Source organism: Anaerolineales bacterium, assembly GCA_037382465.1.
In the GTDB taxonomy this organism is placed as follows: Bacteria; Chloroflexota; Anaerolineae; order Anaerolineales; family E44-bin32; genus WVZH01.
This window is the reverse complement of sequence record JARRPX010000083.1, coordinates 1-13,727: the sequence shown is the minus strand read 5'-3', so window position 1 is coordinate 13,727 and position 13,727 is coordinate 1. Positions and strand designations below refer to the sequence as shown.

Here is a 13,727-nt window from a genome sequence, read left to right as displayed (position 1 = left end):
CTCCATGATGTCCAAAGCGGCCAAGACCGCTGCCACGTTGGATGCGGGCATCGAGGCGCTGAAGATCAGGGCGCGCGAGTTGTGCTGGATGTAATGAATGGTGCTTTCATCGCCGGCGATAAAACCGCCGAGTGAGGCGAATGACTTGCTGAACGTGCCCATGATCAAGTCGACTTGATCCGTAACGCCGAAATGGGCAGAAGTGCCTCGACCCCCGCCCATGACTCCGACGCTGTGCGCGTCGTCGACCATCAGGCGAGCGCCGTATTTCTGGCAGATGGGAATCTTATCCGGCAGGGGAGCCAGGTCTCCGCCCATGCTGTACACGCCGTCGACGACGACCATGCGCCCCGCTTTATCATCGATCTTGCTCAAGACACGTTCGAGATGATCGAGGTCGTTGTGGTTGAAGCGCCGCATATCGCCGAGCGACATCATGCAGCCATCGACGATGCTGGCGTGATCGTCCTTGTCAGTCACGACGACGTCGCCCCGGCCGATCAGGCACGAGATGGTACCGACGTTGGTCTGATAGCCGGTGCTGAACACGAGGGCGGCTTCTTTGCCCACGAAATCCGCCAGCCGTTGCTCGCATTCCTTGTGCAGGGCCAGTGTTCCGTTGAGAAAACGCGATCCCGTGCAGCTGGTGCCGTAGCGTTCGACTGCATCCGTGGCCGCTTTGCGTACACGCGGGTCGGTGGTCAAGCCGAGGTAATTGTTGGAACCGATCATCAGGATTTTGCGGCCATCGATGATGACCTCCGTGCCTTCCGTATCTTCGAGCGGCAGGAAGTATGGATAGAGTCCTTCGGCTTGCATTTGTCGCGCAATCGTATACTCACGGCACTTCTGGAAGATGTCCATTCCGGTGTCCTTTCCTGGCGAAGGTGTCCAAATCAAAGCAGAAATCGCCCAGGGTTTGTCGTTCTTTTCGTTCGCTGCGGCTTACGGAGGTCGTTTCCGTGAATCCCAAAGAGGATACACTCATCCGAGAAGCGATCGTTCCATCGTCCACTTCGAGAGGATAAATGTAGATTGCCAGAATGTCAATTCTAACGCTGGGCGATTCAATACGATGAAATCGTGTGTGGCGAGCCGTGTCCCGGTGGAAATGAAATGTAAAAGCGCGATTTCTTGACTTTACTAGTTGGGATTGTATAATCGGTCGAAAGATCACTCGTTGTAAATTGACGTGCGCGGAGATCAGTAACCACAGCAGCTCCACCAGAGAGTCGCCGCCGGGTGGAAGGCGATGGCGCGGTGCGGTGAATCCCCTCCGCCGTTCCCGCACAGGGAACCGTCGCTCCTGGAGGGACAGGCAACTGTCGTAAAGGGGCCGGGTTCGCCCGTTACAGCTTTTCGAGGCCGCTGCGGCGGTGAAAGCAGGTGGTACCACGAGCGCCCCCTCGTCCTGCGGAGGAGGGGGCGTATTCTGTGTATGAGGAGGCGAGCATGCTTGATATTCACTTCATCCGCGAGCATCCTGACGAGGTGAAAGCAGCGCTGCAGAAATTGCATGCCGAGGCGCCGATCGACGAGATTCTGTCTCTCGACCGTGAACGACGAGAAATACTGCAGGAGGTTGAAGCGCTGCGGCAAAATCGGAATGAAACCTCCGCGCAAATCGGCATGATGAAAGACCAGAAAGAACGTCAGACGTTGATTGATGAGATGCGCGTGGTGAACGATCAAATTTCCGGGCTCGAAGAACGCTTGCGTGACACCGAACAAGACCTGGAAGCGGCCATGTATCAGGTTCCCAACCTGCCTCACGAAAGTGTGCCGGTGGGAAAAGACGAGAGTGAAAACATCGTCGTGCGTCAAGAGGGTGAGCCTAAGGGTGAAGAAGATTTCGGTTTCGAACCTGTGCCGCATTGGGAATTGGGGCCAAGATTGGGCATTATCGATTTCGAGCGCGGCGTCAAGTTGTCCGGGAGTCGCTTTTACGTCCTTTTTGGACTTGGCGCTCGCTTACAGCATGCGTTAATCCAATGGATGGTCAGTTATCACGTCGAACGGCACGGCTATACCGAAGTCTATCCGCCTTATCTGGTACGCGAGGAATGCATGTGGGGAGCAGGCCAGCTGCCGAAATTCAGGGAGAACATCTATCACGATGTCGAGGATGACCTGTGGTTGATCGGGACGGCGGAGATCCCGGTGACGAATCTGCACCGCGATGAAATTCTAGCGGCAGAAGAGCTGCCGAAGAGATACGTGGCATATTCGGCCTGTTTTCGCCGCGAGAAATTCTCGGCAGGGCGAGACGTGCGGGGGATCAAGCGCGGCCACCAGTTCGATAAGGTAGAGATGTATAAATTCTGCAAACCAGAGAATTCTTATGCGGAACTGGAATCACTGGTCAACGATGCGGAGGACATCTGCCGTGCGCTCGAAATCCCTCATCGCGTGGTCGAGATGGTGACCGGCGATCTGGGCTTTACGGCGGCGAAGAAATACGACATCGAGATCTGGGCGCCGGGTTGTGGTGAATGGCTCGAGGCCAGTTCGTGCTCGAACTGCGAAGCGTTCCAGGCTCGAAGGACGAAGATCCGCTATCGTCCCGCACCTGACGCAAGGCCCGAATTCGTTCACACGTTGAACGGTTCGGGGTTGGCGCTGCCGAGAACGCTGATCGCCATTCTGGAAAATTACCAGCAGGCCGATGGAAGCGTCGTGGTCCCAGAGGTGCTTCGTCCCTGGATGGGCGGCGTCGAACGCATAGAAAGCGGCGATCATCATGGTTAATGGTCTGCTCATTATCGGATGTGTGGTATTGATGCTGATAGGCTTGGTCGGGATCGTCTTTCCGATCATTCCGGATCTGATCCTGATCTGGGCCGCTGCGTTGGGGTATGGGTTGATCATCGACTGGGGCCCGCATGGCATGATTTACTTCGTGGTGATATCCGTCCTGGGATTGGCTTGACCGGCCCGATCGGCGCCGTCGTAGCACTGCTGCTTGGAATCTACATCGTGGAATACATCCGCAAGAGGGACGTCGAAAGCGCTTCGCAGGCCGTGATTGGCGCCGGGTTGGGTTGTGGGGCTTCGCTGATCGTAAAAATGCTGCTCGGTTTGGGGATGATCGTGACCTGGGTGATCTGGGCGTTTTCGAGCTAAGCCTTGAAGAAAAGCATTTCCACGCCCGCGTTTCTCAAGCCTTCTTCGGCCCAATACGTGACCATCGGGGAGGGATCGTCCAGTGCGGCGAACAGAGCGGGTATCGCCTGGGAGGCGTGCATCCGCGCCAACGCTCTTGCCGACTCGATGCGGACAAAGGGATCTTCGGATGCCAGTGCTTCGATCAAGGCCGGCGCAGCCAGATCGCCCGCTGCCGTGAGCGCATCGCCGGCAAAGCGGGCGAAAAGACGGTCGGAATCCTGCAGCGAGTCGATCAAGAATGGGAGTGCATCCGTTGAGGGTCGTTCTCGCAGACTTAATGCGGCGCATTGGCGTACGGCAGGTGACGGGTCGGTGAGCGCGCGACAGATCGCCTGTCTCGCTTCGGGTTGGTCGAAGTCGGTCAAGGCTCGCACGGCCCACCAGCGTAGATCGGGATTCTCGGTTTCGAACATTTCCAGCAGCGGACTGACGGCCGTGCTGCCCCATGCGGCGATCTGCTGCGCGGCAGCCTCCGCTTGCTCATCGTCGTCCGAAGTCAGATCGTCGAGTAAAGCGTCCAAATCACGCATACGACCGGGATCGTTTCAATCTCAGAAATAAAACGGGAGGGATATGCGATTCGAGTCGTCTCGATCAATCCCCCGGAGGAGGTACGGGGAGGTCTTCTACCGCCGTATCGACCCATTGATCGCCCTCGTCGATGAGCATCACCGGGATGTCGTCCTTGATGGGGTACTTGCGGTTGCAGCCCGGCTCCTGGCACACCAGCCAGGCGTCTTTCACCAGCTTCAGATTTCCTTCTTTCTCACGAACGCAGGCCGGGCAGCGTAAAATCTCCAGCAAATCTTGGTTGATCATATCGCACTCCTAAGCGCTCTGATTGTACCATCGGTGGGTCGGCGAAGACATTTGCAAAACGGTCAATCGTCTTCATCCTCGACGATGACGTCCTTCGGAAGCTTGGTTCCAGGTCCGTATTCGTAAACGGCCTGCCAGGGCAAGTAGCGCGTGCGAATGGTATCCTGGTGGAGCAACTCTCCGTTTCTGGTCACGGTGCGGTACACCACCACCGTCATGCCGTCGGCGCTCCAATCGATCTGATTGATATCCCCTTTATCGAGATCCTTGTTCAATTTATACAGGTCCTTCGGGGCATCGATTTCGTCCGAAATATCGCGACTCCAGCTTACCTCGCGTCCGTCCGACGTCGAGTAGAACTTCCATTGCAGCGTATAGTTGTAGACATACGTCTCCATCAGGAGCCAGTACTGCGAATCGTTGGTGAATTTAAAATCGACGACGGGCACGAAAACGGTGGCATCCAAGCCCGGCCCGCGAGAGGGCGATCCCTTTTCATAATAGCTCACGCGGTAGGCATGGGGATGGCGTTCGACGATGGGATAGCCGCCGAAGAAGACCGCACGGAACAAGGTCGTGCTCACCTGGCAAACCCCGCCGCCGACGCCTTTGATCGTTCGGTCTCCATAGATGATCAAGGCTTCCGCATACCCGGTGTCCAGGCTGATGTCGCCGAGGACGTCGGCCATCGAGAGGGTTTCGCCGGGCGCGACCAGGAGGCCGTGGAAGGCGCTCGATGCAGTTTTGATGTTCTGGATACGCGAGCTGCTCGAGCCCGAGAAGTTTGTCGATTCGTCGCTGACCAGTTCGCTAATGCCCAATTCTTCCGCCGTGACATCGTCACCGATCTGAGGGTCCTCGTACACGAATACCAGCGGCGCTTCGTGTTTCCCGAGATTGATGTCGGCGTGAATGGAAGCCAGGGATGCATTTACGTCGAGCGTGCGTCCTGTGACGGCTGGAGCGATCAAATCGAGCTCGTGGGTATCGTCGTTGAAAATAAACCGTGCGTTCTCCGGATCGCGGTCCAGTTCGGGTATGAGTGGCTCGAGGAACGCCGTCATTTCGCCCCCATCGAGCATTAAAGCATAGGTGGCCGTGTCCCCGTCTTCGACGATCTCGAAGCGGAGCATGTCCGCCAGCGCGGCCGGTTCGAACGTCCACGGTCCGGCGTCCTGCGCGGTCAAGCGCAGCGGTTGGCTGAGCAGTTCATTGGCGATCTCCGCCTGGGCGGAGGCATCGAGGACTTTGGGAGGCAGTTCCTTGATGACGAGTTCGAGATCGGAGTCGTGGAAATTGCTGACAGGCCCGGCAAGCGCATCGAGCGTGGCTTTGATATCCACCTGGCGGCCGATCTGGCCCGGACTGGCGACGACTTCCGTTCCCTGTATGGAAAGGCTGGCTTCGATCGTCGGCAGCTCGATCTCCTGGGAGATGCCGTTCATGTAATATCCACCGACCACGTGGTCGAACAGAATGATGGCGGGGATCTTGCGGCTCTGGCGCCATGCTGCAATCTGTTCTTCGAATTGATCGGCCAACGATCCTTCGCGCCCGACGCTCAAAGCCCGGCGCGCCATGGCAGGAATGTCGATGATGACTCCGAGATCGGACGGGCTGGCGGTCCAGGTCTTTTCCCCGTCACGCAGGACGATCAGGCCGGTCTGGGGATAGGTCAGGACGTCTCTAAGCTCGGCTTCGATCTGGTCTTGTTTGAGGCCTCCCAGATTGATGCCCGCCGCATGAACACCCGGCAGTGCGCGGCCGATGTAGAAGAGGCGCACGGTGAGCAGGAAAGTGAAAGCACAGATGAAGAGCGCCGTGCAGGCAGTGAATGCCACCTGTGCGGTGCGCGTGATCCAGATGCGTTGCTTCGATTGGGGGGATGCCAACGTTCGTAGCGATTCCATGGGCGCGGCTCGTATTCAAGACGTAATTATATCATCCCGGCGGTGCAGCATTCGCAAGCGAAAGTTATTGTAGTCGCTTCACACCGATCCTTCGGAACTGATTCTGCGCGTCCTTCCCGATTACGCCGCCGAAATGCGCATGCTCGCTTGTTCGCAGTCGAGCAGACTCGCCGCGGCATCTCCGCCGCAAAATTCTTCCACCAGGGATTGCAGATCCTGCAGGGCAGCTTCGACCTCATCTTTCGCCCCTGCGTGATGCCCTTCAACGGTGATGATGACCCGAGAGGCACCCTCACGCGCAGCGCTGTCGTCGCTCTGGCGCCAGCACCAGCGGCGAGCGACCACCCGTCTATTCTGATCCGAGAATACAACCTCCCCGGGCTGTGGGTTTTCGGGTTCGGAAACTCCCAACGGCAGAAACAACTCGTCTCCTTCGGCGAAGTGGACCGTGACGGGAAGCTCGAGCCGGCGAGTGTCGAATACGGCAATCGGAAGCGCGTAGCGTATGCTGACCAGGTTGGCCAGATCGACCAGCGTGTTGATCGAAGGGATATCGCCATGCTTCGTCAATCGGCGCAGCAAGGCTTCTGCGGCGTTGCGGTACTGCGTGGGCTTGACTCCGAAATCATGAAACACTTTGCGCCAGGCGGCGATGGAGGCGATCTCGCTCAAGGGTGTCTCACCGACGCGCGCGAGCGTACGCTGCTGTTCCTGGTGATAGAGAGACAGCAGTCCGGGAGAGGTGGCGTCGTTGCGGATGCCCTCCACATGGATCACGCCGCCCGCGATATGCGGATAGCGTTCGATGATGTCTGCGTGGTATTGAAATACGATCATAAGAACTCCAATCTCGCGCCAAGAAATACTGCCGGTCTTGTGCCGACTGCTTACGTCTGATGGATGCGTCTATTGAATGAGCCACACTTCGACGCTGGTAAGGTGAATGATACCGGGAATGCTTCCCGTGCTGGGTTCGTAGACGGTGATGTGCACCCATTGTTGAAAGTCGATCTGGTATGGCACTTCGACCGAGAAGGTTCCGAGTTGGCCGACGGCGGGCGCATCGAGTTCGACCTGCGCCGAGCCCAATGAATCTCCCCGATTGTTGATGATGTCGACGCTCAGCGGTGTGTCGGAATCGACCCAACCTGCGCCCTGAACGAGGGCCACGCCTCCGCTGACGACTCCCCCTTCGTGCGGGCTGAAGATGGCCAATTTCTCTGTGCCCCGTCTTGCCGGATGGACCAACGCGGAGCCCGTCGATAACAGCGTCAGGTTGACCGTGGAAATGTGGGTGGTTTGCCGGTCCCGCCAACTTTGCATGCTGATTTCCAGGCGCGCTTCTTCCGCGACGTGATCGATGTTGAAGTAGATTGTGCCGTTGAAGCGTCCCGGATTTCCGGATAAAACGTACAAGTAGCGCCAGCCTCTCGAAAGTACGCCGCCGTCTTCCCCGAGCAGACGAATGAGCACGCGATCGTCAAAACTCGGTCCACCCCATCCGTTTATGCGGAATCCGCTGGTGACTTGCGATCCCGGTCCGGGTTCGTAGATGGCGAGCTGTTCAAGCGGCATGTTTACGCCCGGCGGCAGCGGGGTCGGCGTCTCGAGGTCTTGCGGCGACTCGATCACGATTGCGGAGGTCATTTCGCTGAAGGGTTCCGGTGTGTCCGTCGGTTGGTCGAGCGCGGTTTCCGTCGGCAGCGGAGTCGGCTCGACGGTGCTCATCGGCGGAATCGCAATCTCTGTGTGCTCCTGCGGGTACATCCCACAAGCGCTCACGACGAGCGATAGAAGTCCCAAGAAAGAAATCAGATGACCACGATGCTGGTGGTGCGTGAATCCGCCGGCCAATATAAATGCTCCCGATACAAGTCGGTGTATTCTAGCATCGAACTTTCTTTCGAGCTTATTCCATCTTGAACCTGGTTGATCCGCGGAAGAGTGTTGCGAATTGCTCTTTTTCATACACTCGACGTCTTCTTGGCATGCAGTTTCTGGCGGTGTCCGTGGCCGGATGCCGCATGGAATAAAAAATCCGCCAGGACTGGGTTTCGTCCTGGTCGGATTTTCACGATACGCTGTTGCTGCAATCCCGCAGTTCAGTGGAGATCGTAGATTTCCCCAAACTTCGAGTTCAGATAGCGAAGATAGGCTTCTGCGGACAACCCGGAACCGGTAGCACGCTGGAGCAATTCCATTGGTTCAAATTTCGCGCCGTACCGATGGACGTTTTCCCGCAGCCACCCGAGCAATTCCGAAAACTTGGCCCGCTCGATTTGCTGCCTGAGATCGGGGATGTCTTCCTGGATCTTTTCCCACAGCTGCGAAGCGATTAAATTGCCGAGTGCATAAGTCGGGAAATAGCCGAGGAGACCTTCCGACCAGTGAACGTCCTGCAGCACGCCCTGAGCATCGTCGGGCGGCGTGATGCCCAGATATTCCTTCATTTTCGTGTTCCAGACTTCCGGCAGATCGACGGCTTCGATCTCCCCTGCGAGAAGCGCAGTCTCGATTTCGAAGCGCAGCATGATGTGCATGTTGTACGTGGCTTCATCGGCTTCGACACGAATGAATGAGGGCTCGACCTTGTTGATGGCGCGATAAAACGCGTCCAGTTCGACGTTGCCCAACTGAGCGGGGAAATACTCCTGCAGCTTCGGATAGAAGGCGATCCAGAATGGTTTGCTGCGTCCGACGAGATTTTCCCACATACGCGATTGGGATTCGTGGACCGACAGGGAGGCGCCATCCGCGAGCGGTGTCCGTGAGTAACTCGGATCTATGCCCTGGCCGTACATGGCGTGGCCGGCTTCGTGCAGCGTGCTGAAGACGCCCGTGTTGAAGAATTCGGGATCGAAGCGCGTGGTTATCCGCACGTCGCCGATGCCGAAGTCGGTGGTGAAGGGATGCACCGTTTTATCCTGCCGTCCACGATTGAAATCGAACCCGAAGGCTTTGATGACTTCCATTCCGAAGTCCCACTGGTTTTTCTCGTCGAAGGTCTGATGAACAGGCGAGTCATCGACTCGATCGCTCACTTCGTTGATGGCGTGAATCAGTTCGACCTGTTTCGGCCGTAGATTTTCGAATACCGTTTTTACTTCGGCGGTTTTCATCCCGGGTTCGTAATCGTCGAGCAGGGGATCGTAGGGATGATCGAAGGGGGTGAAGAACTCGGCGTATTGCCGGCGCAGGTCGATGATTTTCTCCAGGATCGATTGGAATTGCGAGAAATTGGCTTCCTGGCGGGCCTTGGCCCAGGTTTTGTGCGCCAATGCTGTGGTGCGCCGGAATTCTGTCACCCAGGCTGAGGTTACCTTCTTCTCTTTGGTGTAATCCCGATCGGCCTTGCGCACCAGGCGCGCATCGTCGGAAGGGGAATCCAGGTCCCCGACTTCAGCTTTGGCGGCCTCGATGGCCGCGCCCATTTCGTCGCTGGTGGCCAGTTCGTGGGCCAGGCGGCTGAGTGTGGCGATCTGCATGGCGCGCTCTTCTGCACCGCCGGACGGCATGTAGGTCTGCTGGTCCCAGTGAAGGACTGCTATCGATGAGGCGAGATCTGCGACTTCGCCCAACTGCGTTTTCAGTTGCATGATTGGTCTGCCCATTTTTCCCTCGTTTGATAGAGACGGATTGTGCCCCCTATGAAACTTGAATGAACCGATGAAAAGATTCTACCGTATCCGCATCACCATCGCCCAACTGGCCGTTTAGTGAAAATGGGAACGGGATTTCATCCGCCGGATAATTACTGCGAATATTTCTGTTCGATTTCCTCCAGGTCCGAGAGGCATGCATCGTCCTCCGGGTTTGGCACATACGCTGTAGAAAACCAGGTTTCAAGTATTTCCTTGGCCACTGCTTCGGATAAATGCCGCAGCGACAAGCAGAGCACATTGGCGTCGTTCCACAGTCGTGCGCCGCGGGCAGTCTCGGCATCGCCGCACAGCGCGGCGCGCACGCCGGGGATTTTATTCGCGGCGATGCTCACGCCCGTTCCCGTCCAACAGAAAAGAATACCCTCGTCCGCATCTCCTCGCGCCACCGCCTCGGCGACGTCCCGGGCGACAGCCGGCCATGTGGAGGATTGCTCCGCAAGCGGGCCGAACAGGATGACTTCGTGCTCCTGTCCTCTCAAGATGTCGATGACCGAGTCGGTAAGCGAGGTGCGTTCGTCCGATCCGACGGCAATGCGCATGGTTTCCTCCCGGAGGTTTCCTTTACGTTAGTTTATCAAGTTCTATCGTTTTTTATTTCACCAGTGCTGTTCTTACGATCACAGATTCAGCCCGCGAGCGCTGTTTATGGGATAATAAATGGCGTTCATGGAGGCGGATCAGTGGATTTTGAAACCATTTGCGTACTCGGATTGGGCTACATCGGTTTACCCACGGCGAGCACGTTCGCCACGCACGGCGTGCGCGTCGTCGGCGTGGACGTCAACCGGCGCGTGGTGGAGGTGCTGCACAACGGCGAAGTGCACATTCACGAACCGGGATTGCGTACCCTGGTGCAGGCCGCATTTCGCTCGGGCAACCTGCGTGTGAGCGAGGAGCCGGAAGACGCCGATGCCTTCATCATCGCCGTTCCCACGCCGATCAAGGAGGACAAGACAGCCGACCTGAGTTATGTGGTCGCCGCCAGCGAATCGATCGTGCCGCATTTGAAGGCAGGGAATCTGGTCGTGCTGGAGTCAACCTCGCCGCCGCGCACTACCTTGGACGTCGTCAGACCGATCCTCGAGAAGTCCGGTTTGGTCGCCGGAGTGGATTTCCATCTGTCTTATTCCGCGGAGCGGGTTTTGCCGGGTAAGATCCTCTCCGAATTGATCGAAAACGCACGCGTCATGGGCGGTGTCGACCGGGCTTCGGCGGAAGCCTGCCGCGATCTGTACCGCATTTTCGTGCGCGGCGAGATTGTCCTCACCGACGCGACGACGGCCGAGATGGTCAAACTGATGGAAAACACGTTTCGCGACGTGAACATCGCCATCGCCAACGAATTCGCCCGCCAGGCGGATCAATTCGGCGTCGACATCTGGGAAGCAATCCGGTTTGCCAATCTGCATCCGCGCATATCGATCCTCAAACCGGGTCCCGGCGTCGGTGGGCACTGCATCAGCGTGGACCCCTGGTTTCTGATCGAGGCGGCGCCGGATCGCTCGCAGCTCATTCACCAGGCGCGCCTGGTCAACGATTCCCAACCCGCCTACGTTTTTGATCTCATCGAATCGGCCGCAGGAAGCTTGAAGGACAAGCGGGTGGCGGCGCTGGGCCTGGCATACAAGGCGGACGTCGACGACCTGCGTGAAAGCCCGGCGATCGACGTCGTACGGCTGTTGGTGGACGCCGGCGCGGAAGTGGTGACCTACGAACCCTATTTGTTGGGTGCGGCGGTGGCCGGGGCAGAATCGTCGCAATCCCTCGATGCGGCGCTGCAGGGCACCGACATCGTCGTGTTGCTCGTCGATCATGAGATGTTTCATGATTTAGATCCGTCGGCTGTTGCCGAGTTGATGGCCGGGAAATTGGCCGTCGACACGCGCGGCATTTGGAATCGGGATACGTGGCGGAAAGCCGGATTCAACCTGCGGGTCATCGGAGTCGGGGAGAAGGATGACTGATTCCCGACTGCGGGTGCTTTCGATCTTCGGCACACGTCCGGAAGCGGTGAAGATGGCGCCGGTCATCGCCCGCATGGCGGAAGAAGCGCAGATCGATTCGAAAGTGTGTGTCACGGCCCAGCATCGTGAGATGCTCGATCAGGTCCTCGATCTCTTCGAGATCGAACCGGATTACGATCTGGACCTGATGCGGCCCGATCAATCCCTCTCTGCCTTAACAACGTCGATATTTTCGGGACTCGATCCCGTGCTGCAGGAGGTGGCGCCCGATTGGGTTCTGCTGCAGGGTGATACTACGACGGTGATGGCCGCCTCCCTGCTTGCTTATTACCACCGCGCCAGGGTGGGTCACGTCGAGGCGGGCCTGCGCACCGGTGATAAGTGGCAGCCGTTCCCGGAGGAGATCAACCGCCGCGTGGTGAGTACGGTCGCAGATTTACACTTTGCCCCTACAGAGGCTTCGCGCGTCAATCTGCTGCAGGAAAACGTGCCCGCGGAGAAGATCGTGGTCACGGGCAACCCCGTGATCGACGCGCTGCAATCCATCGTAGCGCGTGACTATGATTTCGACAGCGGTCCGCTGGCGGGTGTTCCCTGGGAGCGCCGGTTGATACTCGTCACCGCGCATCGGCGGGAGAACTTCGGACGTCCCCTGGAGCAGATATTCTCCGCGCTGCGGCGCATCGCCGAAGAGCACGCCGGAGACGTCCACCTGCTTTATCCCGTTCATCTGAATCCCAACGTGCTTGGTCCTGCTCATCGGATTCTCGACGGCGTGCCCAATGTTACCCTCGTCGATCCGTTGGATTACCTGCCCATGGTGCATGCGATCCAACGCGCCTACCTGGTGTTGACCGACTCGGGCGGACTGCAGGAGGAAGCCCCTGCTCTGGGCACGCCGGTGCTGGTCATGCGGCGCGTCACGGAACGGCCGGAAGCGCTCGAAGCGGGCACCGCCCGCCTGGTGGGCGTCGAGACCGAGCGCATCGTCTCGGAAACGCGGCGCTTGTTGGATGATCGAAATGCATATGCAGAAATGGCCCGTGCGGTAAATCCTTTCGGCGACGGACATGCAGCCGAGCGGATCGTGCAGGCGTTACTGGATACGTGTAAGTGATTTTCATGACAGCGAAAAGATGACATGCAGCATAAAGGTTTCTATATCAGCCTCGTGTATGCTCGCCGGCTTCCACTACTCGGTCGGCTCGCTTATTACGTATTGAAATTACTGGGGGCGGAAATCCCGCGGTCGGTCGAAATCGGCGAAGATTTTCTCCTGGAACACGGGGGTTTTGGGGTCGTGGTACATCCCCATACGGTGATCGGTGATCGGGTGAAGTTGTATCCGGGTGTGACCCTCGGGCGGGCAGACGTGCACCTTCCCGCCAGCGCATCCGAATTCAAACGCATCGTCGTCGAGGACGACGTGCTGCTGGCGCCGGGCTCGAAAGTGCTGGGGAAATCCGGAGAGCTGCGCGTGGCCCGCGGCACGATCGTGGCGGCGAACGCCGTCTTGCTTCAATCGACGGGGGAAGGCGAAATTTGGGCCGGTGTTCCCGCAAAGTGCATCGGCGTGCGAGATGATCTGCGATGACCGTGAGCAAGCTTAAACGAATCTGCGTCCTGCCGCGTATGTCCGGCGTGGGCGGCATGGTATCGTTCCGCGCCAAATTTTGTGCAGGATTACACACCCGTGACATCGCGGTGTCCAACGATTTGGCCGACGTTCCCTACGATGCCGTGCTGCTGATCGGGGGCACGCGTCAACTGATCGGATTGTGGCGGGCGCGCACGAAGGGGATTCCCATCATCCAGCGCCTCGACGGGTTCAATTGGCTTCACCGTAAACTGCGTACCGGCCCGCGTCATTTTCTGCGCGCGGAATGGGGCAATTGGGTGCTGTCCACGATCCGCGCCCGGTTGGCGAATCGCATCGTCTATCAAAGTCAATTCGTGTGCAATTGGTGGGAGAGAACCTACGGCGCGACGAACGTTCCGCATCACGTGGTGCTGAACGGCGTGGACCTGGCACGCTACACACCAAACGGTCCGGAACGCCCACCGGAGGACCGCTATCGGATCCTGCTCGTTGAAGGAAGCCTGGGCGGTGGGTACGAAATGGGATTGAAGCACGCCATCGGACTGGCCGAAAAATTGTCCGGCGGCATGGATCGGCCGGTGGAATTGATGGTCGTCGGCCGCGTGGC

15 protein-coding genes are annotated in these 13,727 nt (G+C 58.1%); 7 read left to right on the top strand and 8 right to left on the bottom strand.

Annotated elements, in window-relative coordinates; genetic code table 11:
• Positions 1 to 864 (bottom strand): pyridoxal phosphate-dependent aminotransferase family protein (locus P8Z34_15590; protein MEJ2552098.1); only part of this gene is annotated, 864 nt, incomplete at its 3' end.
• A 588-nt stretch (positions 865 to 1,452) separates the two neighbouring features.
• Between P8Z34_15590 and serS the strand changes: the two genes are divergently transcribed.
• The 3 genes from serS to P8Z34_15575 are packed head-to-tail and all read left to right on the top strand — an operon-like array spanning position 1,453 to position 3,123.
• Positions 1,453 to 2,748, top strand: coding sequence for a serine--tRNA ligase (gene serS / locus P8Z34_15585; protein ID MEJ2552097.1), 1,296 nt, complete (start codon positions 1,453 to 1,455; stop codon positions 2,746 to 2,748).
• Positions 2,741 to 2,929 (top strand): hypothetical protein, encoded by a 189-nt coding sequence (locus P8Z34_15580; GenBank protein MEJ2552096.1) that lies wholly within the window; start codon positions 2,741 to 2,743, stop codon positions 2,927 to 2,929. The genes serS and P8Z34_15580 overlap by 8 nt, the downstream gene beginning before the upstream one ends.
• On the top strand, positions 2,926 to 3,123 hold the full coding sequence (locus P8Z34_15575; protein MEJ2552095.1) for a DUF456 family protein: 198 nt from the start codon (positions 2,926 to 2,928) through the stop codon (positions 3,121 to 3,123). The genes P8Z34_15580 and P8Z34_15575 overlap by 4 nt, the downstream gene beginning before the upstream one ends.
• Here P8Z34_15575 and P8Z34_15570 read toward each other — a convergent pair.
• The 7 genes from P8Z34_15570 to P8Z34_15540 form a co-directional block, all read right to left on the bottom strand.
• Positions 3,120 to 3,695, bottom strand: coding sequence for a HEAT repeat domain-containing protein (locus P8Z34_15570; GenBank protein MEJ2552094.1), 576 nt, complete (start codon positions 3,693 to 3,695; stop codon positions 3,120 to 3,122). The genes P8Z34_15575 and P8Z34_15570 overlap by 4 nt on opposite strands.
• Before the next feature lie 64 nt (positions 3,696 to 3,759).
• A complete protein-coding gene (locus P8Z34_15565) occupies positions 3,760 to 3,984 on the bottom strand; it encodes a hypothetical protein (protein MEJ2552093.1) in 225 nt (74 codons plus the stop codon).
• 62 nt (positions 3,985 to 4,046) lie between these two features.
• Positions 4,047 to 5,894 (bottom strand): VanW family protein, encoded by a 1,848-nt coding sequence (locus tag P8Z34_15560; GenBank protein ID MEJ2552092.1) that lies wholly within the window; start codon positions 5,892 to 5,894, stop codon positions 4,047 to 4,049.
• A gap of 120 nt (positions 5,895 to 6,014) precedes the next feature.
• On the bottom strand, positions 6,015 to 6,731 hold the full coding sequence (locus P8Z34_15555) for a phenylalanine--tRNA ligase beta subunit-related protein (protein ID MEJ2552091.1): 717 nt from the start codon (positions 6,729 to 6,731) through the stop codon (positions 6,015 to 6,017).
• Between the two features lie 69 nt (positions 6,732 to 6,800).
• Entirely contained in the window at positions 6,801 to 7,622 is an 822-nt protein-coding gene (locus tag P8Z34_15550) for a hypothetical protein (GenBank protein MEJ2552090.1), read from the bottom strand.
• Between the two features lie 374 nt (positions 7,623 to 7,996).
• Positions 7,997 to 9,505: a carboxypeptidase M32 gene (locus tag P8Z34_15545; protein MEJ2552089.1), complete on the bottom strand. Its 1,509-nt coding sequence runs from the start codon at positions 9,503 to 9,505 to the stop codon at positions 7,997 to 7,999.
• Positions 9,506 to 9,645: 140 nt separating this feature from the next.
• Positions 9,646 to 10,095, bottom strand: a complete 450-nt coding sequence (locus tag P8Z34_15540) for an RpiB/LacA/LacB family sugar-phosphate isomerase (protein MEJ2552088.1) — start codon at positions 10,093 to 10,095, stop codon at positions 9,646 to 9,648.
• 141 nt (positions 10,096 to 10,236) lie between these two features.
• On the opposite strand from P8Z34_15540, the gene P8Z34_15535 reads away from it, so the two are divergent.
• The 4 genes from P8Z34_15535 to P8Z34_15520 form a co-directional block, all read left to right on the top strand.
• The gene (locus P8Z34_15535) at positions 10,237 to 11,520 is read left to right on the top strand and encodes a nucleotide sugar dehydrogenase (protein ID MEJ2552087.1); all 1,284 of its coding nucleotides are present in this window, start codon (positions 10,237 to 10,239) and stop codon (positions 11,518 to 11,520) included.
• On the top strand, positions 11,513 to 12,637 hold the full coding sequence (gene wecB, locus P8Z34_15530) for a UDP-N-acetylglucosamine 2-epimerase (non-hydrolyzing) (protein MEJ2552086.1): 1,125 nt from the start codon (positions 11,513 to 11,515) through the stop codon (positions 12,635 to 12,637). The genes P8Z34_15535 and wecB overlap by 8 nt, the downstream gene beginning before the upstream one ends.
• A 24-nt stretch (positions 12,638 to 12,661) precedes the next feature.
• Positions 12,662 to 13,114: a hypothetical protein gene (locus tag P8Z34_15525; GenBank protein ID MEJ2552085.1), complete on the top strand. Its 453-nt coding sequence runs from the start codon at positions 12,662 to 12,664 to the stop codon at positions 13,112 to 13,114.
• Positions 13,111 to 13,727, top strand: a 617-nt coding sequence (locus P8Z34_15520) for a glycosyltransferase (GenBank protein ID MEJ2552084.1), incomplete at its 3' end; no start/stop codon positions are given. The genes P8Z34_15525 and P8Z34_15520, both read left to right, overlap by 4 nt.

Coding starts and splice junctions, on each gene's coding strand:
- serS (MEJ2552097.1), top strand. CDS start 1,453: ATGCTTGATATTCACTTCATCCGCGAGCATCCTGACGAGGTGAAAGCA.
- P8Z34_15580 (MEJ2552096.1), top strand. CDS start 2,741: ATGGTTAATGGTCTGCTCATTATCGGATGTGTGGTATTGATGCTGATA.
- P8Z34_15570 (MEJ2552094.1), bottom strand. CDS start 3,695: ATGCGTGATTTGGACGCTTTACTCGACGATCTGACTTCGGACGACGAT.
- P8Z34_15565 (MEJ2552093.1), bottom strand. CDS start 3,984: ATGATCAACCAAGATTTGCTGGAGATTTTACGCTGCCCGGCCTGCGTT.
- P8Z34_15560 (MEJ2552092.1), bottom strand. CDS start 5,894: ATGGAATCGCTACGAACGTTGGCATCCCCCCAATCGAAGCAACGCATC.
- P8Z34_15555 (MEJ2552091.1), bottom strand. CDS start 6,731: ATGATCGTATTTCAATACCACGCAGACATCATCGAACGCTATCCGCAT.
- P8Z34_15550 (MEJ2552090.1), bottom strand. CDS start 7,622: ATGAGCACCGTCGAGCCGACTCCGCTGCCGACGGAAACCGCGCTCGAC.
- P8Z34_15545 (MEJ2552089.1), bottom strand. CDS start 9,505: ATGGGCAGACCAATCATGCAACTGAAAACGCAGTTGGGCGAAGTCGCA.
- P8Z34_15540 (MEJ2552088.1), bottom strand. CDS start 10,095: ATGCGCATTGCCGTCGGATCGGACGAACGCACCTCGCTTACCGACTCG.
- wecB (MEJ2552086.1), top strand. CDS start 11,513: ATGACTGATTCCCGACTGCGGGTGCTTTCGATCTTCGGCACACGTCCG.
- P8Z34_15525 (MEJ2552085.1), top strand. CDS start 12,662: ATGCAGCATAAAGGTTTCTATATCAGCCTCGTGTATGCTCGCCGGCTT.